Source organism: Shewanella marinintestina (assembly GCF_023283845.1).
GTDB lineage: Bacteria > Pseudomonadota > Gammaproteobacteria > Enterobacterales > Shewanellaceae > Shewanella > Shewanella marinintestina.
In genome coordinates this window covers 65,608-91,668 of sequence record NZ_JAKILC010000012.1, presented here as the reverse complement: position 1 = coordinate 91,668, position 26,061 = coordinate 65,608, and the positions used below count along the sequence as shown (strand labels likewise).

Genomic DNA, 26,061 nt, shown 5'->3' with positions numbered 1-26,061 from the left:
GTAAATATGATTACTTTTGGTTGGTAGTGACAATTGCTTGGCCTACGCATAAAGCGCGGCTAACACAGTTTTGAGTGGCTTCCTCAATCAGCAAGCAGTTTTTGATAACGAGCCCATTGGCTTGTTTATCTGCTGCGGCACGGCGAGCAATAGTGCGAGCTTCAACAATTGATGCTGGGGCATCATTTTCTGAAACCTGACAGGTTTCCCCTTCAACTAAGCCTTTTATTTCAAAAGGGCCTACAGGTTGTAATGCGCCTTCATACATTGTCACATCAGACGCTTTAAAGTAGTCGTTAATAGCATCGCTATCTAAGTTACTGTTAAAGGTATAGTCACCGGCACAGCCGCTGAGCACTAAAAGTAAAGCTGATGGTAGTAAATATTTCATTATCGCTGGCCTGTATTATTGTATTGGTTGAGGAGCAGTCGTTGAAAACGTTAAATAAAAAAGTGCTCATTAAGAGCACTTTTTAAAGGGTTTATTTTTTATTGCGCTATAAGTTGGAAATTCTAGCGCTTTAGATACTTTTGATAAAGCTGTTGATGACGATTATTCAAATCAATTTTGCGGCCATCAATATAGATAGATTCGATACCGGCTTGCATCGGATCTAATATATCACCCGTTGCTAAGATGATATTAGCCTTAAAACCCGGAGCGATGGCGCCCATATCGTCAATATCAAGAACTTTTGCAGCATCTAAGGTTATGCTTTGCAGCGCTTCTTGCTTTGTTAAACCATAAGCCACACTTTGCCCTGCGGCAAAGGGCAAATTACGGCTATTCCAGTCAGATGAAAAACCAATGGCAAAAGGCACTTGTGCTTGCTTCAGTAGAGCTGGGATTTTAAAGGCCAAATCAATGGGCTCATCTTTGCGCTTTGGTAAGGCAAGCGTTTGGTTGTAGATTACTTTGGCATTCACTTCTGCCAATGCATCAGCTACGCGCCAAGCATCGTAACCGCCAACAATAACGATGTTAAAACTGTATTGTTTGGCTAAAGCAATTGCTTGTTCTATTTGCTGTTGCGACTGCGCATGAATAAACAATTGGCCGTTACCTTCATAAAGCGGGGCAAGAGCTTGCCAGCGAAGATCGATTTTGTTGATTTTACCAGCTTGCTTAGCCAGTAAATAACGTTGACCATCCGCAAAGGCGTTGAAAACGAGCTCTACTCGGCGGTCTAGATCCGCAAGCTGTTCTTTACGTTTATCAGCATCTTTGGACAACCAACGAACATGTGGCCAATACAGGTGGAACTGTTTGTTAGATGCAACTAAAGCATCTTCAATAGTCCAACTATCCATAGCAACCAGTGCCGATTGCCCCGCTAAACCATCTCCTTGCGGCACAACTTGAGCATGGGTTATACCGTTAACTCTGACTGTCGGAATAATTTCGGAATCTGGGTTAAAGGCGCTAATGGCTTCTAATTGGGGATTGATAAAACCCACTTCATAAGCATCATTACTTGGGCGCATCATTTCTACTTCAACTAAACCCATGGTGGTATCAAGTGCAATAAGTCCCGGATACAGATGCTTACCACTGGCATCGACCACTTGAGCGTTATCTAGTAACTCCGAATAGTCCGTTTTTTGCGGTGTTGTTGATGTTATGTCTGCAGAAGCGGCATCAATATCTTGCGCTACAGCGATCACTTTACCATCAGCAATCAGCACATCACTGTCTTGCATCACTCCATTTGTTACCGTATGCACAGTAGCGTTAGTAAATAATATTGGCTGAGTTTGCACCTTGGCTGGCAACATGTCATGGCCATTAGCCATAAAACATAAAGGGAGACCAAGTAGGGCAATTGCTTTGCTTATAGTTATAGGTTTAAAAGCAGTACGCTTCAAAGAGATGTTAATACTCATTACAGTGCTCCTGTCGCTGACTGCTGCCATGCATTGAAGTGGGTGTCACAGTGCCATTCAGGCTCAGTTAAGTCGATTGGGGTTTCGCCTTGCTTATGGGCGTCATCGCTAAGTAACACCTTTTGGATCAAAGCTGCGCGCTCCTTAGCAACTTCGATTTGAGCGATTTTATCTTGTTCACGATCAAAGTAGCGGCGGCCACTAATCCAAGTTGAATCAACTTTTGCGTAAACTGAAAGTGGTTGATTGTCCCAAAGTACAATGTCGGCTTGTTTACCTTCAACGAGTGAGCCGACTTTGTCTGCAATGCCAAGTTGAATAGCTGGGTTAATGGTGATCATCTTCCAAGCATCTTCTGCCGACATGCCGCAATACATCATCGATTTCGCTGCTTCCTGATTAAGACGACGCTGCATCTCGTAATCATCTGAGTTAATACTGGTTAATACGCCTTTGTCTTGCATTAGACAGGTATTTTGAGGAATCGCATCGTATACCTCAAATTTATAGGCCCACCAATCAGAAAAGGTCGAGGCATAGGCGCCATGCTTAGCCATTTCATCAGCAACTTTGTAACCTTCAAGAATATGGGTAAAAGTACCTGCTTTGAAGTTATAAGCTTCAGCTAACCGCAAGAACATTAAGATCTCAGATTGCACATAAGAGTGAATATGCACATCACGAGTTTGCTCTAGCACTTCGGCTATCGCTTCTAAACGGTAATTGTATTGTGGTGCTACGGTGCGCCTGCGTTCGCTTGAACGCATTTTCTTATAGTTAACTTGGGCTTTGCGATAAGCAAGGGCTTCATTAAAGGCTTCACTAAAGAGTGATTTCACGCCAATGCGGCTTTGCGGGAAGCGGCGGGTGTAGTCATCTCCCCAGTTACTTTGCTTAACGTTTTCACCAAGTGCAAATTTAATGCTGGCTGGCGCACCTTCGAACTTCATCTGTTCTGCGGTATCACCCCATTTAAGTTGAATGGTTTGTGCTTGACCACCAATTGGGTTCGCGCTTCCATGTAATAACTGCGCGGTCGTCACGCCACCGGCAAGGCTGCGATAGATAGCAATATCATCAGGGTTGATAACATCGCCAATGCGCACTTCTGAGGTAATGGCATCGGTGCCTTCATTGGTGCCACCATTTAATGCAATATGTGAATGCTCATCGATAATTCCAGCAGTAACATGTTTACCCGTTGCATCAATAGCGCTGTAACCTGAAGGGGTTTTAAGATCTTGTCCTATTTCTTCAATTTTCCCCTTAGAAATAATTAAGTCGCTGTTGGCTAGTACTCCACTTTTATCTGACGTCCAAATAGTGGCGTTTTTAATATGCACTTTGTCTAGCTTAGGTTGTGCACTTAAACCATAGGCGACATTTGGTGAGGTTTGCTTAGAAATCAGATTTACGTTTTCAAGTGCCTTATCATTAGCGGCATCTGATGTCGCAATAGGCTCTAGTTTAATACCACCAAAAGGTAGAGTTTGGTTATTGGCATTGAGTAATCGGCCTCTAACTCCCTGTTTATCTAGCCATAAAGTAAAGCGACTAACTCCCTCTATCCCAGCTTCTGATAGATTAGCGCTAAAGGTGAGGCGGCCCGACTGGTAGTCTAGGTTTGCTAGGCTAATATCTTGTTCGCCGCTTGACAATGTGCCACTTAGCTTAGGTGATTGCTCAATAGCTAAGTCAAAATTTAGCTCACCAATTTGTATTTGGTAAGGGGTATCTAACAGCGAGCGGTCTCGGTTAACAACTTGCTGCTCCTTACCTTGTAACCACATGCTGACAATTTTACCGTCTTTAAAGATATTACCGTCGGTAATAACCAAATCGGCCATATAACCTGATTTTAGTTTGCCTGCGATATGTTCAACACCTGATATTTCAGCTGCATCTGTAGTTAACGCAGCTAGTGCCGCCTCTTGTGATAAACCACGAGTAACCGCTAATTTTAGCCTAGGCCAAAACTTATCAGCGTCAATCCCATGCTGAGTTAACGCAAATGGGATCTCAGCATCGGCAACCATAGCCAAATTACTTGGTGCTCGCTCCCAATGCCTTAAAGAAGATAGACTGACTTCGCGCTCACTATCGCCATCGGTAATATCCGGCGCTGCAGGATAATTAAGCGGTAGAATAAGGCTAAAAGGGTAAGACTTTAATTCGTTAAGTCTGGTGTATTCGCTACCATTACCAATAAGACTGCCATTATATTCATGCTCATTTAATAGCTTTGCTGCTCGTAGCTGGTTATTCAAATTTTTTGTTTCAAAAATGAATGTCTGCTTTTTAGCATCAGCTAATCTTTCAAAGGCAATATTAAATTCAACTATATTGCTAGAAATTGACTTTTTATTCTTATTTTCGTTATACCATTTAGCATCTGAGAAGGTTTGTCTAATTAATGCCATACTCCCCATTAATGACTGCGGATAATCTTGAATTGAAGATCCTTTGTTAAAAGCCATAAACTGATTTGTCTGGGCTTTATAAATAATGTCATTTGCTTTTTTATCAGCTAAAGATAATGCAACACCTTGGCCACGAAATATGCCGTCTAAATAACTAGACTGTACACTGGTAAAGCCATTATCTATCCATTTTTTTGCTTGTTCTTTATCTGGATAGACATAATTAAACCATTGCATTTCAGAATGTATTGCGCCATTGCTGGCATTGCCACCAATACGCTTTATTTCATAAACAGGGCCAGATGTTGATTCTACTTCCCTTTCATACTCAATAGCATAATCAGTAAAGGGATCAATAAAGCCGGGATAAACAGTATGGCCACTTAAATCAATAATATACGCATCTTCAGGCACATCATTATTTTTAACAATAGCCTTAATTTTATTATTCTCTATCAATAAGGTTGCGTTCTCTACGACTTCTCCAGGAGATAGCATCAGAGTGGCATGACTTAGGGCTGTGAGTCTTGGCGTGTTATCGGTTAGTTGCTCATTAGCAAGTAGGGCTGGCGAGCATAACAAGCTAAATAAAGCGAGAGGAGTTTTGATTGTATGTTTACGCATTCTTCTACTTATTATTGTTAGATAAACAGGGATACAAGCAGGGTACCCTAACTTATTGGCAAAGACTAAGTAGTATTTGTAACTATCAGTGTGAAATTTTAACTTATAAACGAAAAAGCCTCGCAAATAGCGAGGCTTTTATAAATAGGTCGACTTGAAGTTAGATCAAGAAGTCTTCCATAGTACGGCCTTGTTCAAGCTGGTTCTTAAATACTGTTGGCATACGGCCTTGACCAGTCCATTGAACCATTTCGCCTTCAACTTCAATTTGGTATTTAGCTGGGCGTGGAGCACGCTTTTTAGGAGCAGCTTTAACTGCAGCACCACCAATATCATCTACAGATAAACCAATTGCTTCCATTTGCTTACGGATCTCTTCGATCTTAGCATTACGTTCTGCCATTGCTTCTTGTTCTTCTGCTTGCTGAGAAGCTTTTTCTTCAATAATTTTATCTAACTTAACTGCTAGTTCTTTTAAATCATTAAGTGATAACTCTTTTACTGCAGCTTTAAAGCGACGGCCGTGCGTCAATATTTCAAGAAAATCGCTCATAATTATTTAGGTCCGATTAAGAATAAGAGGGAATAACATTAATTGCGTAAATAATAGAAACTATTTGTCTGAGGATCAAATATTATTTTGGAATTATACATATTCATTATTTAAAACCTTTATTAGTTAAATTGAATAACAGAACGAATATGGTCGGTTAATAAATGTTTTATAGCTGTTTAATTCAAGCAAATGTTATGTAGTGTCAACCTGAATGAACAGGTGTTTGAAACCTAGTTGACGTTAACGTTAACAGCACGTAAAGTGAGCTTAATTTTGGTAATCGCAGCTTGGTAATATATTGCTGTTAGGTTGCTTAATCCCAATCATTATAAGAGACGTAAGAAGGAAGCCCTATGAAAGTATTGGTGCCAGTTAAACGTGTCGTCGATGCCAACGTAAAGGTCAGAGTTAACGCTGACAATACCGGTGTTGATACCGCAAACTTGAAAATGGCGATTAACCCATTTTGTGAAATCGCTGTTGAAGAAGCCGTTCGTTTAAAGGAAGCCGGAAGCGCCTCTGAAATTGTGGTATTAAGTATTGGACCTAAAGCGTCACAAGAGCAATTAAGAACGGCATTAGCATTGGGCGCTGATCGCGCTATCCATATTGAAACTGACGAAGATTTAGTGCCTCTTTCAATCGCTAAGTTGATTCATGCTGTACAACAAAAAGAGCAAGCGCAACTGGTTATCTTAGGTAAGCAGTCTATTGATGGTGACAATAACCAAACTGGGCAAATGCTTGCAGCTATCGCTAAAATGCCTCAGGCAACTTTTGCTTCTGAAGTAAAGCTCGATGGCGACAAGTTAGTCGTTACGCGTGAAATAGATGGCGGCCTGCAAACAGTTAACTTATCACTGCCTGCGGTAGTTACTGCAGATCTACGTTTGAACGAGCCTCGCTATGCCAAGTTACCTAATATTATGAAAGCTAAGCGCAAGCCACTTGAGTCGTTAACGCCTGCTGATTTTGACGTAACACTTAAATCTCATCAAAACATTATTAAAGTGGCTCCGCCAGCAGAACGCAGCGGTGGCATTATGGTGGGTTCTGTTGAAGAGCTAGTTGAAAAGTTAAAAAATGAAGCGAAGGTGATCTAATGGCGATTTTAGTATTAGCAGAACACGATAACGTTAGCTTAAAACTCGATACCGCTAAAGTTGTGGCTTGTGGCCAAGCGATTGGTGGTGACATTGATGTATTAGTTGTTGGTCACGACTGCGCTGCAGTAGCCACAGAAGCACAAAAACTAAATGGAGTACGTAATGTTTTAGTCGCTGACTCTGCATCTTACGCTAATCATCTTGCTGAAAACGTATCAGACCTTATGTTGGCTATTGCTGCTGATTACGAGCATGTTTTAGCTGCAGCTTCTAGCTTTGGTAAAGATGTACTGCCGCGTGTTGCAGCGTTACTTGATGTATCTCAGTTATCTGAAGTCATTGAAGTGGTGAGTAGCGATACATTTGTTCGTCCAGTTTATGCGGGTAACGCATTAGCGACTGTGCAAAGCTTAGATGACAAGAAAGTGATGACAGTACGTTCAAGCGCTTTTGATGCCGTCGCAACAGATGGTAGTGCAGAGTTAGTTACGCTTTCACAAGATATTTCGCCACAAGTTGAATTTGTTGAGCAAAGCTTAACAGAGTCGGAGCGTCCAGAATTGGGTAGCGCATCGGTAGTGGTATCTGGCGGTCGTGCATTAGGTAACAGCGAAAACTTCGGTATTTTAGAACAACTAGCTGACAAACTCGGTGGTGCATTGGGCGCGTCTCGTGCTGCAGTTGATGCCGGTTATGTGCCAAACGATTTACAAGTTGGTCAAACGGGTAAGATTGTTGCACCTGATTTGTATATAGCGGTAGGTATTTCTGGTGCTATTCAACATCTTGCAGGTATGAAAGACTCTAAAGTGATTGTGGCGATAAACAAAGATCCTGAAGCACCTATTTTCCAGGTGGCAGACTACGGTCTTGAAGCTGATCTGTTTGAAGCTGTACCACAATTATTGGCTCAACTTTAATCGGTTCGCGCGGTCATACCGATAACGCGGTTAACAGCAATCTCAAGCCGGTTGTGAATATACGGTTTCGTTTGTGTTAACCAGTGTGGGTGCTATTTGGTATTGTGTGTGATCTGTGTCACGATAAGCGGCTTTAGGGTAGCATCTCTAAAGCCGCTTATGTTTTTATGTCCGTCACGCTTTTTGAGCTAGTCTTAAATTGCGTCCTGAGAAGTAGAGGTGCATTAAATATCAGTATCGATAAGTAGGGTGATTCCGCTGATCTATCGAGAAAGGATTTGATGCCGAAGTGACATAGCATATCGGGGCTTGTTGCTGGGGCTGTGACCAAATAGGGACAGCACTGCCATAGTATCTCTTATCTGGAAGATAAGAGATTTTTATATTAATGACGAACCATTAATATGGCTATGGAGCGCTACTGATAGGACAGGTGTAATCAGATATCTATTGCTATATCCCACCAGTTCAGTCGGCCTCCATTCGTATTTAGCGAAGAAATTAAAAAAATGACAATTATAAGCTATGCCGATTCGGCTTTATCGCTACTACCTCCGGTAGTCGCAATCGTACTGGCGATGTTAACGCGTCGTGTTTTACTCTCCTTAGGTGTGGGCATTTTATTGGGAGCTTTATTGCTTACCGATTTTTCTGCCATGCAAACAGCACAATATCTTGGAGATAAAGTGTCAGCTCTAGTATGGGATGATGGAGCTTTTAACAGCTGGAACCTCTATATTCTTGGCTTCTTAGTATTACTAGGAATGATCACTGCGCTAATCACCGTAAGTGGTTCAGCGAGAGCTTTTGCTGATTGGGCTCGTACTCATATTCGTAATAAACGCGACGCCAAACTATTAACTATGTTTTTAGGTTGTGTGGTGTTTATTGATGATTATTTCAATAGTTTAGTTGTAGGTAGTGTGGCAAGACCACTTACTGACAGATACTACATTTCACGCAGTAAACTGGCTTATTTGCTGGACTCAACTGCCGCACCGATTTGTGTTATCTCACCTGTATCAAGCTGGGGAGCATACATTATCGCTTTGATTGGCGGCATCTTAACTGCTCATGGTTTTACTGATACTGGCCACTTAAGTGTGTTCGTGCAGATGATCCCAATGAACTTCTACGCGATTTTTGCACTGCTATTATTGCTTTGTGTTGCCTTAATGGGTCTTGACATTGGTCCTATGCGTCAACATGAGTTAAGAGCGCAAAAAGGTGAGCTTTATGACGAGTCTAAAGGTTTGCCACCTGGAGCTAACTCAGACTTACCAGAAGCGGATACAGGTAAGATCATGGGCTTATTCCTACCGATCACAGTACTTGTGTTTGCTACTTTCTACTTTATGGTTAGTAGCGGCGGTGATGCATTAGCAGCAAAAGGTGCTGAGTTTAGCTTGATTGGTGCTTTCGAAAATACCGACGTCGGTTCATCACTATTCTTTGGTGCTGCAATTGGCTTAGCGGTAACACTAGCGCTAGTTATTTACCAAGGCGTTGCTAAATCGATGATCGCAAAAGGCCTATTTGAAGGCGCTAAGTCGATGCTACCAGCTATCTATATCTTACTTTTTGCTTGGACAATCGCAGGTGTGATTGGTCAACTAGAAACAGGTAAGTACATGGCAAGCCTAGCAACCGGTAATATTCCATTTGCTATGCTACCAGCAGTGCTATTTATTCTTGCTGGTTTGACTGCATTCTCAACCGGCACTAGCTGGGGGACCTTTGGTATCATGCTACCAATTGCTGCGGATATGGCGATGGGTAGTCACACCGGTATGATGCTACCAATGCTTGCATCAGTGCTTGCTGGTGCGGTATTTGGTGACCACTGTTCACCGATTTCAGATACTACGATTTTGTCGTCAACAGGTGCTAACTGTCATCACATTGACCACGTAATGACACAGCTGCCATACGCGTTGATTGTTGCAGGGATCAGCATGGTGGGTTACCTAGTATTAGGTTTCACTGAGTCTGTTACAGCAGGTCTGGTTGCTTGTAGCGTATTGTTCGTGATTAGTATTATTGTTCTACGCATTAAAGCCTGTTCGCCTGATGCAGCATGTAAGCAGTAAGGCGACATTATCATTGGCTTAGTGATTAAAGGCTAATTCCAAAGATAATTAAAACCGCTCTTTATCGAGCGGTTTTTTAATGGCTAAAATTCTTGCTAGGGATAGCTAGAAATCATTAGATATAAAAAAAGCTCCCAGATTAGGGAGCTTTCATTTTAACCTTTAGTGTTAACACTCGCTCTGCTTATTGCTGACTAACCTTGAGCCGGATTAGATTAAGCCACGAGGCTCTAACGTTAGTTTAAGCCACGACGCTCTAGCAGTGCTTCAGTTGTTGGCTCTTGGCCTCTAAAGGCTTTGTAAGCATCCATAGGTGCCACTGTGTTGCCCACTTCGCGAATGGTTTTTCTAAACTTCATACCGATTTCACGGTCAAGCCCGCCTTGAGTTTGTACGTAAGCAAACGCATCAGCCGCTAAAATCTCACTCCACATATAAGCGTAGTAACTTGCTGAGTAACCACCTGGGAACGCATGGGCAAAGTAAGTTGATTTATAACGTGGTGGCACTGCTGGTAAATCTACACCGTGCTTTTTAAGCGCTGCCGCTTCAAAGCTCGCCACATCTTGCAGCGGGCTGCCGGCTTTAAGAGTATGCCACTCAAGATCCAATAGGGCTGCTGACATATACTCTAAGGTATCGAAACCTTGGTTAAAGCTGCGTGACTTTAATAACTTTTCAAGTAGCTCTTTTGGAATAGGCTCGCCAGTTTCATAGTGCTTCGCGTAGTTGGCTAACACTTTAGGGTGCGCAGCCCAATCTTCTTCAAAGGTTGATGGGAACTCAACAAAGTCGCGTGATACTGATGTGCCAGACAGTGTTGGGTATTTCACCTTTGAGAACATGCCATGAGTACCGTGGCCCATTTCATGGAACATGGTGGTGACTTCATCGTAGCTAACAAATGTTGGCTCACCAGCTGGCGCTTTTTTAATGTTCATTACGTTAATCACAACAGGCTTGTTGTTTAATAACTCAGATTGGGCCACAAATGAACTCATCCACGCGCCACCACGCTTACCTTCACGTGAGAAGTAATCGGCGTAGAAAATAGCCATGCTGCTGCCATCTTCATCGAACATTTCGTAGGCTTTTACATCTTCATGGTAAACAGGCAGATCTGGGCGTGGTTTAAGCGTCACGCCATATAGCGCTTGTAAGGTGAAGAACACACCATCTTCTAGTACACGGTCAAATTCAAAGTACGGCGTAATTGCACTTTCATCTAAGTCGTATTTTTCTTGACGTACAAGTTCAGCGTAATACGCCCAATCCCACGGCGCTAGCTCAAAGTCGCCACCAGTTTGATTGATCATCGCTTGAATATCAGCCGCTTCTTTTTCGGTGTTTTTAATCACCGCTGGCACCATAGAGCCAAACATCTTGTAAACCGCTTCCGGTGTTTTAGCCATTTGTGGCTCTAGGCGGTATTCAGCCCAGTTTTTATAACCAAGTAACTCAGCGCGTTCTGCGCGAAGTTGTGCCAGTCTTGCCACTAAAGACGCAGTTTCGTTCTCACCTTCAAGACCACGTTCAGCTGATGCTTGCCAAATTTGCTGACGCAGGGCTCTGTCTTGCAGCTGAGTCAGTACTGGCTGACGTGTCGTGTTAGTAATGTTTAGTTGATACTTACCTGCGTGACCGTTAGCTTCAGCATCAGTAGCTGCAGCATTGATAGCAGCCTCCGATAAACCGGCTAACTGAGCTTTTGAATCAACAATTATCGCAATCTCTTTAGTTAAGCGCATTAAGCGCTGTGCAAACTCGTTAGTTAGCGTTGACTGCTCTTCATTAAGCACACGGATCTGTTGCTTTTGATCTTCAGTTAGTTTGGCACCCGCACGTACAAAACGTTTGTAGTAAACCTCAACTAAGCGGTTCTCTTCAGACGACAAATTTAAGCTATCTCTTTGTTGATATAGGGTTTCTATACGCTTAAATAGTTCTGGGTTTAAATTAATATTGTCTGAGTGAGCCGCCATTTTTGGCGCCATTTCGCTTTGAATTTTACGCAGTGTGGTATTGCTATCAGTACCGGCTAGGTTGTAAAACACCTTCGAAGTTCGGTTGAGTAGCTCACCACTTTTTTCCATTGCAACAATGGTGTTAGCAAATGTAGGCGCTTGTGAGTTGTTAGCAATATCGAGGATCTGTTGATATTGCGCCTGCATGCCCAAAGTTAAGGCTGGCTGAAAATGCTCATCCTTAATTTTTGTAAAGTCTGGAGCTTGATACTGCAAGGTGCTTGCCTGTAAGAATGGGTTCTGTGCTTGTACCATAACAGCATTGGTGTTTTCAGGTGATGTGGTTGAGCATGCGCTCAGGGTTAATGTTGCGGCAATTGCTGCAGCAATAAGTGACTTATGCATAGATTTTCGACTTCCTTTATTATAATTGTGTTTTTAATTTAACGCTTTGGCATTAAACGTGTCTTAATGTGAGTCATTTTGTGTATCAATGCTGGATTTCGTGTTGGTTTTGTTGTGTTTGTCACATATTTCCTTCTAGTCGTAGCCCTGCTATTTGTGGACTTTCATAGTGCTGACGGAGGAAAACTAGTTAAAATAAGCTGTTCAGTTAAAAAGTGAAGAATGACTCACTAAATTCACCTTCTTATCTAGAGGTTTGTTGGGAAATAAAGCTGAGCATAAATTTTGTGATTTGAACGAATATCCTGTTTCGTTAATATGATTTTTTTTACCAAATTAATGCTAAACTAGCGCCGAACTCACCTTTAAGGATTTTAGTTTGGCGCAGCTCTATTTCTATTACTCAGCAATGAATGCGGGTAAATCAACTTCGTTATTACAGTCTTCTTATAACTATCGTGAACGCGGCATGAATACCTTAGTCATGACTGCCTCAATTGACGATCGTTATGGTGTAGGTAAAGTCGCATCGCGTATCGGTATTGAAACCGACGCACAAGTGTTTGGTAGCAACGACAACCTCACTGAAATGGTGCGCGCGAGTCTTGCAGTGCAAGCACTGCACTGTATCTTGATTGACGAATCCCAGTTTCTAAGCAAAGAGCAAGTTAAGCAATTGACTTACGTGGTTGATGTACTTGATATTCCTGTACTTTGTTATGGCCTGAAAACAGACTTTCAAGGTGAATTATTTACGGGTAGTCAGTATTTACTTGCTTGGGCGGATAAACTGGTAGAGCTAAAAACCATTTGTCACTGTGGCCGTAAAGCCAATATGGTGGTGCGTCTTGATGGTAATGGTAAGCCAATGCGTGAAGGTGAGCAGGTAGCGATTGGTGGTAACGAAAGCTACGAGTCAGTGTGTCGTAAGCATTTCAGAGAATTTATCTGGGACTAGTATTTTTCCCTGAGAATTTAAAAGCCAATACTTATCAGTGTTGGCTTTTTTTATGGTTTATCGCGGACTAGCATTACTAATATTGAATAATCAGCAAGCAAAAAAAAATAATGTGAGTCCTTACTAACCTTTAAAGCCCGTTATAAAGCGTTTTATATTTTATAAAATACTTATATTGATTCTACTTTGTAAATAGTGACTTAAACCGCTGTATTTTTAGCTGTTTTTCTGCATAATGCCTCACTTGTTTTACCCGTCTTTGCCTGTGGTTGTACAAGGATTTTCAATGCAGCATAACCAAAAAGTTGCACAACATATTGCCAAACTGCGCAGTGATGTTGATGCCGCTACCTCTCAAGATGACCTGCTCGAGGTTATCACTCAAGTTAAACACCATCCGGGACCATTAGATTATCGCGATAAGATAACGCACTCTGTTAAGTGGTTACTGATCAGCGCTTGTGTCTTGTGTATCTTTTTCATCTTTATGCGCCTCTGGTATGAACAAGTAGAGCCTTTAGCTAAGTTAGTGATCGATGACTCTTGCTATTGGCTTCCTGTCGCGCTGAGTACATTATTAGCCAGTTTTTGCCATGAGCGCGGATGGCTGCCTGTCCCGATGGTAGTCAGCTTTACACTGCTGGTGGCAGCAATGGCTCTGGTGACAATATATGTACCTGAATGGCCAGAAGCCTATTGGACTGCGCTGCGTATTTTTGGCTATGTCATTAGTGTTGGAGAGATTGACAACCAGCAGTTTGCGTTGTGGTTTATTCTGATCATCACCAGTTCAATCACCTGGGTATGGTTAGATTATCGCGCTAATTGGCGTAAACATCTTTCCGATAAAATATTCCTCTGTGACGCGCTATTTAATAATGGCTTAAAACAAACTAAGCCCGCACCCGAAGACAAACTAGATGCACTTGTAAAGCAGTTTGCAGAGTTTCGTCGCGGTAGTGGCACGCGTGATATTGAGCAAATGTTTGCCGGGCAATATCAAGGTGAGCAGCACAGCTTTAACTATAAGCTTTATCACTTTCAATATACGATAAAGCGCACTCAAACCAGTTCAGATGGTAATGGCGGTTATAAAACCAAAACCGTTCATGAACATCGGGACCGTTACGGTATGTTGCTCGATTTTCCATTCGCTAACGGTTTGTGCCTAGATGCTGAAGACGAGGTAAAGCTTAAAGACTCGGTTTATGCTGAAAAGTATCAAACAGAGTCAAATGCATTTAATGACATTTATCGAGTACAGGCCTGCGATAAACTCACCGCGGCACGCTTTTTAACGCCTGCAATGATAGAAACGTTACTTGACCTTAATCGCAACTTTATTTCACCTATGGTTGAGATCGCCCCAGATGGCCGTTTGTGTATTGCCTCTACCAGTAAGCTGATTATTGAAAAACGTAAACATTCACTGGCAAAGCCAGATGAATTTTATCAAGAAATTGCCGGCCATACCGAGTTAAAGCGGGTGCAAAAATTGCTTGCAGCAGTCTATGAGCTTATGCGTTTATCTGATAACAATTTTGTTCGTAATCCTAAAGAAAGTGTCAATTTAAACCCATTAACGCAAATAAAAAACTCGGAGAACAATGCTCATGTTAGCCTATAACGCTCAAGTCACTCGCAATATCGCTGCGATCCGCAACGATGTTGAGGCAGCAAAAAGCCAAGAGGACTTGATAGCATTAGTGCGCAGAGTCGAGCACCATCAGGGCCCATTAGATTATCGGGATAATTGGTATCGTTTTTTCTGCGCAGTTTCGTTGTTTTTCGCCTTGTTGCCGATAGCTTTTGAGTTGGGATTAGTCGTCCCTGATTTTGTGATGCACATTCTTAAAAGCGCACTGGGCTACAGTGTGTTCTGGTATCCAATGTTGTGCTTGGCCACAATAACGCGTTTTTGTGAGGATAAAGGCAAGCGCTTGCCTATTCCAGGCCCAATATGGGGCCGGATGGCGTTAATGGCGGCAGTCGGTGCGAGCTTAAATCTTATTCCTGCTTGGCCATATTGGTACTGGGATCTGTATTTCGATACGCTGGCGTCATTTTTAGGCTTGTGGTATCCGAGCTCAGGGTTCGCGGCGCATAATGGCGTGATTGGCGTGTTAATGCTGTTTTGGCTACGAGGCCGAATGAAGTGGCGTAACAAGTTATCAGATAAAATATTTTTAAAAGATGCTCTATTTAATAATAACTTAGAGGCCGTGCCGTTTGATGGCAAAAAGCTCGCTAAAGAGCTAGAAGCTAGTTTTAGAGAGTTTAAGCGCGGTAACGATTTACGCGAAATCGAAAGTCTATACAAAAGTACTTATCAAGGCGAAGTACATCAATTTGACTACCAGCTTTATCGTTTTCACTATGTTGAAGAACGCACTGAAACAACGACCGATGCCAATGGTAAAACGACTACACGCACGGTAAGGGACCATTATTATCGCCACGGTTTGTTATTAGATTTTCCGTTTGCAGAGGACATGAGCATCAGCAACGACTTTGGTATTAAGCGCCGAGGTGAACGCTATAAAAGTGCCTCTAATGAGTTTAATCGCCAATATCGAGTCCATGCAACCGAGCTGATGACGGCTGCGCGTTTACTATCGCCAGCGGTTGAAGAAAAGCTCGCGGTGTTTGCTAAACAATTAAAAAAGCCAGTATTCGAATTCAGCCAGCAAGGAAGGTTGTGCTTGGCGGTAACCGATGATCTATTAGCGATTAAACGAGTACATGGCTTAGATAACCCCAAGGCATTCGCTGAAGAGCTAGCTGGTCATACTGAATTAAAGCAAATGACACAGATGCTCGAAATCGTGCACGAGGTGATGCGCTATAGCGATAACAATTTTAAGGCAAGTGCTTAAATCGTTGGCCAAAGCCCTTAATCGCCAAAAGCCCAAAACAGTTTACCCAGTGACCCCCGGGTTAAATTGAAGATAAATTGAAGATAAAAAAGGAAAGTTAAATGGATAGTTCAGTAATAGGCTTAATTGTTGTTGCCGTAGTGGTCGCCGCTATCATCATGTTGTACAACGGCATTATTGGTAAACACAATGCGGTTGATCGCGCATGGGCGTCGGTACTGACTCAAGAGCGCCAAAAGAACAAGATCATTCCAATGGTTGAGCAGTTAGTAGAGCAATACAAACTGCATGAGTCTGAAGTATTAACGAAAGTCACTGAGCTACGTAGCGCCATTGCAGAAATGAGTTCAGGTGTCGACACGGCAAAGCTTGCCGCCGCTGAGCAGCGCACTCAAGATTTAATGCAAGGCCTTAAAGTCACTGTTGAAGCTTACCCCGAGCTGAAAGCGTCTGATGTATATATGAAGTTAATGGCTGACATTAGCGAGCAACAAGAGCAAATTGGCGCAGCGATTCGTATTTTCAACGCCAACGTTGAAGACTTTAATAACGCGATTGAGATGTTCCCTGGCTCGCTCATTAACAGCATGTTGGTACGTAAGCAGAAAATCGCCAGCTTTAGCGATAGCGAAGCCCAAGCTGGGTTTGAGTATAAACCTAATTTATAGCCAATTGGTCTGGGCTTTAGCCCTCGTAGGGTAACAGGCTGCGCCTGAACTTAAGCAATCAAGCTGCGCTTGATAAACGTCGTGGGATTCCATCCCACACCCGGGCAAGGAGGACTGTTCGTCCTTATCAAGAACATCCTTGTTCAAAAGCCAGCTCGCTGTCCATGGCTCTCGCTCAGAGAGTCCATGGTTATGCACTTCGCCCTTGCATCCACCATGACGCCCCAAACGGAGTTGTCTCCCTCACTCATCTTCGAAAATCTCTATCGCCTCATATTCGCCGTTCATGGCTCACCTAAGGCTATTTCGGCATCCATGCCTCAATCACGAAATTGTTCTTCAATGACCTCGGCAACTCCGATGGGGAATTGGTGTTGTCTGTACGTTCAGTAACTAATTTTTGCCCCAAAATGTGTTACAAGCAATTGCTAATAGCATAAACATACCTAATGATTAGTAACAGAGTTAGAACTTATTCATACATAATAATGAAAATTGTTTTATCACCGTCAAGGTTAATTGTCGCGCAATAAGAGAGAGTGAAGTGTCTAAAAAAAATGGCGATGGCCGAGACTTTGAAATTGCTGCAAAAGTATTACGTCTGAAACATGATGGTTTTAGCCATACTCAAGTTGCTATAAAAGTATATGCGGGAGGAGATAATCAGGCGAGAAAGAGTGAAGTAGATAGCGAACGTTCAAGGGTTAAGAAAATTCTGAGGAAAGCAAAAAAGGTATATATCGATACCCCAGAAGGTAAAAATCAGACAGATTTAGCTAAAGAGTATGAATCTGAACTCAATTGTATTTTGATGGCTATGTTATGTGAATCCACAAACATTCAAGAGTATGACGCTATACCTAAGGATGGATATCTAAGCCTTGTTGATCTTGATGGCGGTCTATACGGGAATGCCAGACCAATGACTAAAACTGAGATTTTTGATGCGTTCAAAGCTATGGATGAAGAAACACAAGCATGTTTTGGTAAAAAATCAGAGAAGTAATGGTTTTGAGCTATAACGGCACCCCCTTCACAAACTCTCTTTGTGACATATTGGCCTCATACTTTAACTGCATGAGGCATAAGATACATGAATCTATTAATTGATATCCCAGAGCTAAAAAAATTCATCCGCACACTGTGGCGATGGATTCGTGATGGAAAAACTCAAAAATTGCTCAGGATTATTTATTGGTTAATTTCTGTATAACGCGTAACTAACCATTAAATATGCATGCTATTGGAAGATCTTATTCTATGGCTAGCTTGTAACCTTTAGTTCTTTTAGTTTGGAGAGAAATGGCTTGAATTTTGCCCCAACTATAGCCATTTCTTCTCGCCCAAAAATAGAAACCGAATAGGTGTCGATATGTTGAACACGCATTTTCACCTGTTTGGCATTTGCCATTTTGATGAAGTCCTCAATTGGCATAGCCATTCTACGAGTGGAATAGACTGAGCTCATATCACCGAAGCTGAGATTTTTTTCGGGATATTGAGTCAGATGACCTACAGTTATGGGGCTTGGTATGTCTTTGCCATCAATCTTAAAATCAGCCCCCATTATGTTCTCTATACCTGATATGCCTACAGTCAGAATTATTTCGCTTGGTATACTGCTTTTCCATTCAAAACCTAAGCCTGTTTGGTGGTCAGAGAAGCTACTATTAGCAGGGACTATCGGTTGCTTAATTATTAACGTGTCATCAAATCGATCTTTAGTTACTGAAAGGGAAGGAGTCATAGCGTCATTTATCGAGGTGCAGCCTGTCATGACTAGGAATAAGATTACAGTGAGAAAGGTTGATTTGGAAATATTCATATTTAACATTATGTTGGTATCAAGAGAGTCCAATTTTATCTTCAGAAAAGTGCTTAACAATAGTGTTTGCAGTATATGGGGCTGACAATATTCAAAAAATGAGACGAAAGTTCAGCTTTATCAAGATGTGCGGCGTCAGTGTAAACTGACGTTGCTTGCCTTACATTTACTAATCCCATGACCTACTTTGATAACTTTGCACTAAATGATTTTTGTCCAAAAATAAGTTAGAGAACTTTAGCTAATTAACTCATGAGATCAAATAATTAAGATACCCATAATTGTGAATGCTGGTTTCCTTTACTAGGCTTTAGTTCAGGCTAAATAGAGGAGTTTGTTATGCCAACACCAAGATTGAAAAGGTGTTTGCCATGGATATTTGTGCTGTACCTTTGAAACAATACTTCATTTAGAGCAGAACATCACTTATGAAGAGTTCATCTCTCAGTGCCGCGCAAGACTGAGAGATGAGTTTTAGCGATACATCATCGAAAATTGTTGTCGCTGAGCCGCATGAGTTGCTCTACAGCTTCGAGTAAATGATTTAACTTTTTCAATTCACTGCGACCTGCTAGTTCCTCGGCAAATTCTGTAGGGGTTGCCAATCCGTATTGACGCTTAAGTTTAAGTAAATCATCATCGTCAATAGCTAGGCAGCACTGGCCGTTGGCGTTCACCTCAAACACTAAACGGCGATATGCATCTTTTAGCTCCAGAAACTTTTCTACAGTAGCGGGTTTTAGCAATTTAGCGGCTTGCATTTTATGTTGGCAAACCGTTTTATAACTTTGATTAAAGGCGTTGGAGGCATCTTTGTATTTGGTGCCTTTTATGGCGGGGACGCCGTCTGCATCGAGCGCAACGCTTTTCACGTAGGGAAAATCAAATAACAATCCGTGACGATGGTAGTGGTCGTACACTGTGCGTCTTGTGGTTTTACCATTGGCGTCAGTATCGGTTTGTCTGCGTTTAATTACGTAATGAAAGTGATACAGATTAAACTGGAAACTGTGCGCTTTACCTTGATATTGCCCTTCATAAAAGGCGTCGATGGTTCGGCGGTGATTACCCCGATGAAACTCTTTGAACTGAGCTTCAAGTGCTTTGGATTTAGCTTCAGGCGTTATCTTGACCTGAGTTAAATTGTTGTCGTGGAGGATGTCTAAATGGTGGATGCGATCTGATACTGGCTCGCGCCAACGTTTGCGCACACGTAACCAGACCCACAGGATAGGAACAATAACACCAGCCAATAGCGCTAGGTTAATCGGGATTTTGATTTGCCCATCTAGGCTAATGAGTTGAATGAGCTTTTCAAATACGAACCAATAAGCCAAATGCCATTGGGGAAAAATATTTGCGATGAGCAAGGGGCAGGCGGCTATGGCTGCCATTCTAAGCCAAGGGCGACTTATGGAGCGAAACAGCGGTATAGGTTTACCTTTGCGTTCGAGAGAAGTGACTAAAAAGGGAGCCGAGATTGTCGGTAGCCAATAGACAGAGCTCTCAATAACATCAAACACTAAACGAGTAAGACCGCTGGTAAATTGCGGGTAGACATAATTAACTAAAATACCATAGCTGCTAAATGCAAGCAGTAACCACTTTAGTAAATTAGGTAGCTTGTCATTGTAATCAAGTGGGCCGGGGTGATGCTTAACTGATTCGACAACTTCAATGAGTTGCGCCTCGGAGGTGGCGGCTTCAACATTTGCTTTTATTTGCTCAATATTAGCTTTCACCCGTTTATTGTGGTTCATTTTATTCCTTCTAGTACCGCTGTTGCGCCAACAGTGTAAAAACGCCTATCTGTAGGCGTTTTGGTATTAATATTCACCGCTATTGAATTCGAATTTAATGTGGTAGCAATAAACTCTTACCTAGGCTTCCACCATGCCTCGCTGTGTTGCCAGTCTCTTTTATCACTAAATTTGGACTCTAGAATGTAATAACGTTCACCATTAAACCGCAAATGGGTAATGGTGGTACGGCTTTGGCTGCTATCTGTGCGTTTGGGCAAAGCACCTGACAGCTTAGTCTTAGTGAGCAGTTTTAGGTCGGCAAAGCCTTTGTATTGTTTTGGCTCAATATGCAGCGCACCTTTGCCGCTCTCAACGATATAGCGCTTTGTTAAACCCGCTTTGTCGTTAGTTTCACTTTTAATGACCTCAGGTGTTCTGGCAACATGGTAGCCACTTGGCTCGTTTTGCCAGACTTTCCAATAATACAAGGGCAGTTTTTCCACCACGGGGATTAAAAAGCGCCCTTGATGAACAAATAAATTCAAATAATCAGATTGATACTCACTTGCGCCCTCAGGGTGTTGCTGCGCTTGTACTCGTACACCCAGTGCGCGGGTATCATTGTTAAGCTTGTAGTTAGCGGTATCAATCCAAAGTGGTGACTGTACTGCCGAATTTTGCTCTTTGTTATCTAGCGAGTCTGCAATAATGGTTAATCCTGGTCCCTCGTATAAACTGCCAGTATGACGAGCGATAACCTCATGAGTTTGAGTGTCCATAATGACGGTGCGTAGGGTGTAACGCCTTTCACCTGCATAGCTTCCGCCTGTCCATTGTAAGTATGCGCCCATGGTAAATTGTTCTTGGTGCGGCAGTTGCTTACATACAGCAGCGCTGAACCCTCGAACATCACCACTGTCATTTTCCATTGCTTCCAGGGCATCTATGTTGCACGCTTGCTTGGCATGACTTGCTGGCGAAAACGCTAGCGTGCAAGTCAAAATAGCGCAAGTTAAAAGGCTGCTGTTAAATAGCGCGGTTAATCTGCAGCCGAACGGGGTTATTGAAGGCTTGTTAGTTAGCATTTTGGCTCTCCGATTGACTGCTGTTTGGATCTGTTTTCGATGCGCTTTCATCGTCGCTGTCACTTAAAAAATTGACGCCAGTTTGGTTGATTTGCCAAAACTCGGGGGAGGGTAATCGCTCGGTGACAAACGGATAACGCTTGCCATCATATTTAAGCTCGCTGTTAAAATTGATTGGTTCTACTTGATCGTATTCGCCATCGGTACGGTATTGCTGACCTTGGGTTATTAACTTTAAATCATGGTAGCCATGGCTAGTTGTTGGTAACACCTCAACTTCACCTTCAACGCCATAGTGCAGGTATACCCCACCGTTACTTCCAGCGAGATCTGTGCCTTCAATTTCGTAATCCAGTGGTAGGTGTTTCAGTACTGGGCGTAACTTATGACCTTGTTGTACAAACAAGGTCATAAAGCGGTTGGTTTTAAAGGCTTGATAGTCACCATGTTGCTGGCTTTGTGGTGAATTGTCGTAGTTGACAAGGTCGAGCATTAAACCCACTGCTATCGTATTATCGCTTAGCGCGTATTCGCGGTGGATGATACTATTCGTGTCAGAATGCACCTTAATGTTGCTACTTTCATGAATGATCCCCGTATAGCGTGCTTCAACTTTATTGCTATAGCGGTTAACGAGGATTACTCGCCATAGATAGCTTGTGTAGTTATGCTCGATTTCTTTGTAGGGCTGGAAATAAGAGAGTAACGCTTGCTCTTTATTATGTGGCAACACCCAGCACACTGGATAGTATGTTGCCGAGCTATTACCGTGCTTTCTGCTGAGGAGTGCGGAATCAAAATCGATCACGCTGTTTAATTGATTCAATCCACAATCTTGTTGTTGACCTTTTTGTTGCTCATATAACGCTTGTTCAAGAGTGTCTTTTTTTAAGCTGCCGAGTGAGTAGCTATTGGCGCTACAGAGAGTAGCCAATAGTAATGCGGTAAAAATAATTAATGGTTTATTCATAAGGTCGATTAACTTGTTCTGGTGATTTTATTAATTAGCAAGGGCGCGATAAATCGAGGTTTTATAACCTCTAACTTGTACGCCTTTACGTAGCGGGATAGCGTATTGCGGCAGCGGTCGATTGCTGTAATCGATATATTGCGGTGTCGCGTAATAAAACACGCCTCGATATTGCTGCGGTAAGTCTTGCTGCTGCAGCAAATCATATTGCTGGTTATAACTGCTAATAGGTATTGGTTTACCGTTATTGTTAATCACTTCACCAAGCTTGTCGGCCAGTGCCCGAGAGGTTCTTTGTGCGCCGGCATCTTCTACCCAGTTAGCAATTAATTGACCTTTAGCATTATGTTTGAGGGGCATTAAAATAGTGTCTTTAATCACTGGGATGGTTTTGACTTGCGCTAATTTCATTTGATAAAGCTCAAGCTGCAGTGCTTTGTTTTTTGAAACGTTATCTATGTGCGGTGCATTGATGCCATAAACCATGTGGTCACAGGTTGTTTCGTCATAGCCTTGGTTGCTGCATACAGCGCCCCAGTCAGGCATGGTGATTTCAATCAGTGCAGCACCGTAACCAGCATGACTGCTACTCAATTTTGTGTCTGTCGCCTCAAAGTAGCTGCCAAGAATGTTGTAATCAACACTGCGGCGGCTTTGCAACCAGCGCTGACTATAGGAGTCACTGCGCTTACCTTCACAAATCAGTAAAGGAAAAGGGATTCGGTTCCCCGCACTAGCGGCTTGGTACATGGTTTTACGTTCATGCTCATCAAACTGACAACTGCCTAAATCGGTCATCAAAGTTTGAATTTTTAGCGCATTTTCAGCATCAGCATTGCTTGGCAACAAGCTACAACCGCTGAGTAAACCGATGCTTGCAATACAAGTTGCTAATAGGGAATTAGACCCAGTGTTCGTTAATATAAACATGATTATTGAGGCAACCTTTTGGAGTCTGAGTTTGAGTCTGGAGCAGGATCTGAATCTGCAATAAACTTGCGCGCTAGTTCAAGGTTCATGCCTTTATTACTTGTTATGGCCTGTGCTCTTAAGGCGGCTGATTGTGCGATTATCTGTTGTAATAACTCATCGGTGAGCAGGGTGTATTTTTGGTAGGTAAACCCAAATAGTGAGTTTTCACCATACAGCGCGAGCTTGTCGCCAGATTGATAACTATCCCAATCCTGTTTACTAATGCCGCAAATATAATCGTTGCCCCAGAAACGGTAGCCTTGCAGGTATAAACCGCCATCACAGGTGCGGCTGTAATAGCCAAAACGTTTATCATCAATCGTAGCAATGACGACAGCTTTATCGGCAACAAAGCTATGTAGCAGTACTGGTAACCCTTTAGCTATTGAAAAATGCAATAAAATGGGAATGCCGATAGTGACAGATAAGATAACTTTTATCGGGCTGCGAGGTTGATTATCGAGGTTTACTCTTAGCCATGAATTTTTCTGCCTTAATCCCCAAAACAGCGCAAAAAGCAAAAGCACCGATAGCGAAGCGGCAAAAAAGCTGAGTAGCTCGTAAAGCACATCATTAACTAGGGTATCGCTAAACACGGCAACCATCATCAAAGCCAGCAGTAACATAAAAAAGTATCCCAGCACTTTTTGTGTTCTGGTGGTTTTTGGCGCGAAGATATTACCCATGCAGTTCCTTAGCTTGTGGTGTTGAGAGTCCTTGAGCCTAATACGTTACGATAAAAGGTAGGGCAGGTTTTGTGATAGTAGGTAAAGGATATAAAGAGCGAGTGCAGTATTTGCCCATAAACCGTAGCGGAGGCTTTTATAATAAACCTTGGAAAACACCAAACTGCCAATCACCAGTGCGCTTACCCAAATTAAGCATTTAAAGATAAACACTAGACCTGTGCCTACACCTTCGTGGTCGACCCGTGCCACACCGATCAGAAAGTTGGGGCCAATAAATTGCAGCAGCGGTATAGCAATAACAAACAGGGCCTTGCCAAGAGGGGTCTGCATCAATGTTGAGGTAGCATCTGGCATATTGTATTAGTCCGATTTACTGTTTTTATTAATGCAGTTTTAAATAGCATGTTAATAAATGCCTTTTAGATAAATGCATATCTAATGGCCTGGATTAACTTAGGGCCCGCACTATTGAGTGCGGGCACCATATCGATAGTCGCTTTATGATTACAAGTGTATGAATTGTAAATTGTTATAACGCCTTTTGTTTTGTGATGCGGGTCACAAAAATGCTTTCGGGTTGAATACCCTTGGCTGTTATTTATTCACAATGGCGGTGTCATTAAGGCGTAGGGTGTTTAGCAAAACGATATAAATTAACTTATTAGCAATCATTTTTTGTTGGATAGGTTTTTTATCGAAAAGTCATCTGCTATTGGCAAGTAACAGAAGTTTAGGCTTACGCAAAGGATTGCCAATTAAATTTATAGTTTGGAGTGTTTAATGCTGCCGTTTTCGAAAACAGTAAGATCTGGTTCCATGTTTGTTTCAATATTTGTCTCAATTTTTACCTCTCCATTTACGTTAGCGTCGCAGGTGCAGAGCTTTTCTCATGGTGACTGGCAAGTCACCTGCGATAATACTCACACTTGCCGTACAGTGGGTTACCATAATCCTGAACAGCAACATAAACTTGATGAGTACGCTCCGGTTTCTGTGATATTAGAGCGAGCTGCGGGAGCTGACGCCCAGCTGACCGCGAAAGTGAAGTTTGGTCAGATTGTAATGGATTCGACTGACAACCGTGACAAGTCTACTGAAACAATCACGCTTAGCATTAATGATAACTATCAAAGCCAATTAGGCCCTGAGTTGCCAGCTTATGAAGAGATGGACCTCAGCTTTAGTGGTGAGCATGAGCTAAGCAAGGAACAAGTTAGCCAATTACTCAATGCACTAACCATGAAGGGCCAAGCGTCGATTAAATTTATCGATAGTGCGGGCAAAGTGTGGCGATTATCAACTAAAGGCTCTACTGCTGTTTTATTAAAAATGGACGATTATCAAGGCTTGGTTAACACGCCTTTTGCGATTGTGAAAAAAGGCGTTCGTAGCAACAATTTGGTGCAGCCAAAGCAAGCGCCTGTTATTTCGGTACCCGCTCAGCCAATACCCGTTACAACTGCGGCAGATCTTGCATTGGCCACAGATGCAGACTTTATCCTTAGAATGAGAGCAGCACTTGATAACGCCTGTGATAATGTCCCAGCAGAAGACGAGCCTTTAAAGCTTGAGGTTACCAGGCTGACATCAAATAAGCTTGTAGTGTCAACTATGTGTTGGTTCGCTGCATATAACTATGGCGAAGCTGTTTGGCTGGTTGATGATAACTTTGAGACCGAACCTGTGTTAGTCACTGACAGTGCGGTGAATTATGCTAATGGCGTGATTGATGAGTTTATGCGTGGGCGCGGTGTAGGAGATTGCGTGTCTGCAAGACGCTATATTTGGAACGGCAGTGAGTTTGTTTTAGCTGATTCTTATTCTACCGGAGCCTGCCGAGAGATTGCGGCTGGTGGGGCTTGGTATATCCCTACCACAGTGAGCACGGTGATTGTTGGTGATGATCCAGCCGCAGGATTTGATTGTCTGTCTGAGCAAGCTTATAGCACAGAAGGTATGACTAAGTGCGGTCTGCGAGAGTTAGCTAATGTCGAGTGGAAACTCACCGAGGTTATTAAATCTATTAGTGCCCTTGAACACGTGGCAAGTAATAGTGAGTTAAGCACCGCCTATAGTCAGGCGCAGGCCTCTTGGTTAACGTATCGTAATGATGTTTGTAAGGCTGAGATGCTGACATATGTTGAAGGTTCTATGGCGATGCCTGTATTGGTAGGCTGTAAGATTGAGCTAACACAAAAGCGCTTAAGGGAGCTGCAGTTAACTAAAGAGTCGCTTATTTTCCGCGACTTTTAATTGCTCAAAAGTTATTGAGAGCCGATATCTAGAGATGATAATCGGCTCTTATCA

General features: G+C 42.6%; 21 protein-coding genes and 1 riboswitch. Of the genes, 9 read left to right on the top strand and 12 right to left on the bottom strand.

What is annotated here, in order from left to right:
• Nucleotides 1-10 precede the first annotated feature (10 nt).
• The 4 genes from rcsF to L2747_RS13845 form a co-directional block, all read right to left on the bottom strand.
• Entirely contained in the window at nt 11-391 is a 381-nt protein-coding gene (gene rcsF / locus L2747_RS13860; protein WP_248999610.1) for an Rcs stress response system protein RcsF, read from the bottom strand.
• A gap of 122 nt (nt 392-513) precedes the next feature.
• Nucleotides 514-1,884, bottom strand: a complete 1,371-nt coding sequence (locus L2747_RS13855; RefSeq protein WP_428848521.1) for an amidohydrolase family protein — start codon at nt 1,882-1,884, stop codon at nt 514-516.
• A complete protein-coding gene (locus L2747_RS13850; protein ID WP_248999609.1) occupies nt 1,884-4,928 on the bottom strand; it encodes an amidohydrolase family protein in 3,045 nt (1,014 codons plus the stop codon). Before L2747_RS13850 ends, L2747_RS13855 begins: the two co-directional genes overlap by 1 nt.
• 160 nt (nt 4,929-5,088) lie before the next feature.
• A complete protein-coding gene (locus L2747_RS13845) occupies nt 5,089-5,481 on the bottom strand; it encodes an H-NS histone family protein (RefSeq protein WP_248999608.1) in 393 nt (130 codons plus the stop codon).
• A gap of 356 nt (nt 5,482-5,837) precedes the next feature.
• Between L2747_RS13845 and L2747_RS13840 the strand changes: the two genes are divergently transcribed.
• The 3 genes from L2747_RS13840 to L2747_RS13830 all read left to right on the top strand — a co-directional run bounded on the left by L2747_RS13840 (nt 5,838) and on the right by L2747_RS13830 (nt 9,600).
• Entirely contained in the window at nt 5,838-6,587 is a 750-nt protein-coding gene (locus L2747_RS13840; protein ID WP_248999607.1) for an electron transfer flavoprotein subunit beta/FixA family protein, read from the top strand.
• Nucleotides 6,587-7,510, top strand: a complete 924-nt coding sequence (locus L2747_RS13835) for an electron transfer flavoprotein subunit alpha/FixB family protein (protein ID WP_248999606.1) — start codon at nt 6,587-6,589, stop codon at nt 7,508-7,510. Before L2747_RS13840 ends, L2747_RS13835 begins: the two co-directional genes overlap by 1 nt.
• A 206-nt stretch (nt 7,511-7,716) precedes the next feature.
• Nucleotides 7,717-7,939, top strand: a riboswitch (Lysine riboswitch).
• Nucleotides 7,940-8,019: 80 nt separating this feature from the next.
• The gene (locus L2747_RS13830) at nt 8,020-9,600 is read left to right on the top strand and encodes a Na+/H+ antiporter NhaC family protein (protein ID WP_248999605.1); all 1,581 of its coding nucleotides are present in this window, start codon (nt 8,020-8,022) and stop codon (nt 9,598-9,600) included.
• A gap of 236 nt (nt 9,601-9,836) precedes the next feature.
• Here L2747_RS13830 and L2747_RS13825 read toward each other — a convergent pair whose 3' ends face one another.
• Complete coding sequence (locus tag L2747_RS13825) at nt 9,837-11,969, bottom strand: M3 family metallopeptidase (RefSeq protein ID WP_248999604.1); 2,133 nt, start codon at nt 11,967-11,969, stop codon at nt 9,837-9,839.
• 379 nt (nt 11,970-12,348) lie between these two features.
• Here L2747_RS13825 and L2747_RS13820 point away from each other — a divergent pair, with 379 nt between their 5' ends.
• From L2747_RS13820 to L2747_RS13800, 5 genes are all read left to right on the top strand, one after another.
• Nucleotides 12,349-12,927 (top strand): thymidine kinase, encoded by a 579-nt coding sequence (locus tag L2747_RS13820; RefSeq protein WP_248999603.1) that lies wholly within the window; start codon nt 12,349-12,351, stop codon nt 12,925-12,927.
• A 286-nt stretch (nt 12,928-13,213) separates the two neighbouring features.
• Nucleotides 13,214-14,554, top strand: a complete 1,341-nt coding sequence (locus L2747_RS13815) for a DUF3137 domain-containing protein (protein ID WP_248999602.1) — start codon at nt 13,214-13,216, stop codon at nt 14,552-14,554.
• Nucleotides 14,541-15,803, top strand: a complete 1,263-nt coding sequence (locus L2747_RS13810; RefSeq protein WP_248999601.1) for a DUF3137 domain-containing protein — start codon at nt 14,541-14,543, stop codon at nt 15,801-15,803. Before L2747_RS13815 ends, L2747_RS13810 begins: the two co-directional genes overlap by 14 nt.
• A gap of 101 nt (nt 15,804-15,904) precedes the next feature.
• Nucleotides 15,905-16,471 carry a LemA family protein gene (locus L2747_RS13805; protein ID WP_248999600.1) on the top strand — a complete coding sequence of 189 codons (567 nt, stop codon included), beginning with the start codon at nt 15,905-15,907 and terminating at the stop codon, nt 16,469-16,471.
• A 544-nt stretch (nt 16,472-17,015) separates the two neighbouring features.
• Nucleotides 17,016-17,477: a hypothetical protein gene (locus tag L2747_RS13800; RefSeq protein WP_248949450.1), complete on the top strand. Its 462-nt coding sequence runs from the start codon at nt 17,016-17,018 to the stop codon at nt 17,475-17,477.
• Nucleotides 17,478-17,735: 258 nt separating this feature from the next.
• On the opposite strand, the gene L2747_RS13795 is transcribed toward L2747_RS13800, so the two are convergent.
• The 7 genes from L2747_RS13795 to L2747_RS13765 form a co-directional block, all read right to left on the bottom strand.
• A complete protein-coding gene (locus tag L2747_RS13795; protein ID WP_248949451.1) occupies nt 17,736-18,296 on the bottom strand; it encodes a hypothetical protein in 561 nt (186 codons plus the stop codon).
• A 485-nt stretch (nt 18,297-18,781) separates the two neighbouring features.
• Entirely contained in the window at nt 18,782-20,056 is a 1,275-nt protein-coding gene (locus tag L2747_RS13790) for a hypothetical protein (RefSeq protein ID WP_248999599.1), read from the bottom strand.
• A 116-nt stretch (nt 20,057-20,172) separates the two neighbouring features.
• Complete coding sequence (locus L2747_RS13785; protein WP_248999598.1) at nt 20,173-21,123, bottom strand: PA3715 family protein; 951 nt, start codon at nt 21,121-21,123, stop codon at nt 20,173-20,175.
• The gene (locus L2747_RS13780; protein ID WP_248999597.1) at nt 21,113-22,093 is read right to left on the bottom strand and encodes a hypothetical protein; all 981 of its coding nucleotides are present in this window, start codon (nt 22,091-22,093) and stop codon (nt 21,113-21,115) included. The genes L2747_RS13785 and L2747_RS13780 overlap by 11 nt, the downstream gene beginning before the upstream one ends.
• Before the next feature lie 30 nt (nt 22,094-22,123).
• Nucleotides 22,124-23,023: a hypothetical protein gene (locus tag L2747_RS13775; RefSeq protein ID WP_248999596.1), complete on the bottom strand. Its 900-nt coding sequence runs from the start codon at nt 23,021-23,023 to the stop codon at nt 22,124-22,126.
• A 2-nt stretch (nt 23,024-23,025) separates the two neighbouring features.
• Complete coding sequence (locus L2747_RS13770; RefSeq protein WP_248999595.1) at nt 23,026-23,751, bottom strand: hypothetical protein; 726 nt, start codon at nt 23,749-23,751, stop codon at nt 23,026-23,028.
• A gap of 45 nt (nt 23,752-23,796) precedes the next feature.
• Entirely contained in the window at nt 23,797-24,108 is a 312-nt protein-coding gene (locus tag L2747_RS13765; protein ID WP_248999594.1) for a hypothetical protein, read from the bottom strand.
• Nucleotides 24,109-24,570: 462 nt separating this feature from the next.
• On the opposite strand from L2747_RS13765, the gene L2747_RS13760 reads away from it, so the two are divergent.
• Complete coding sequence (locus tag L2747_RS13760; RefSeq protein ID WP_248999593.1) at nt 24,571-26,007, top strand: DUF1176 domain-containing protein; 1,437 nt, start codon at nt 24,571-24,573, stop codon at nt 26,005-26,007.
• The last annotated feature ends 54 nt before the right edge of the window (nt 26,008-26,061 follow it).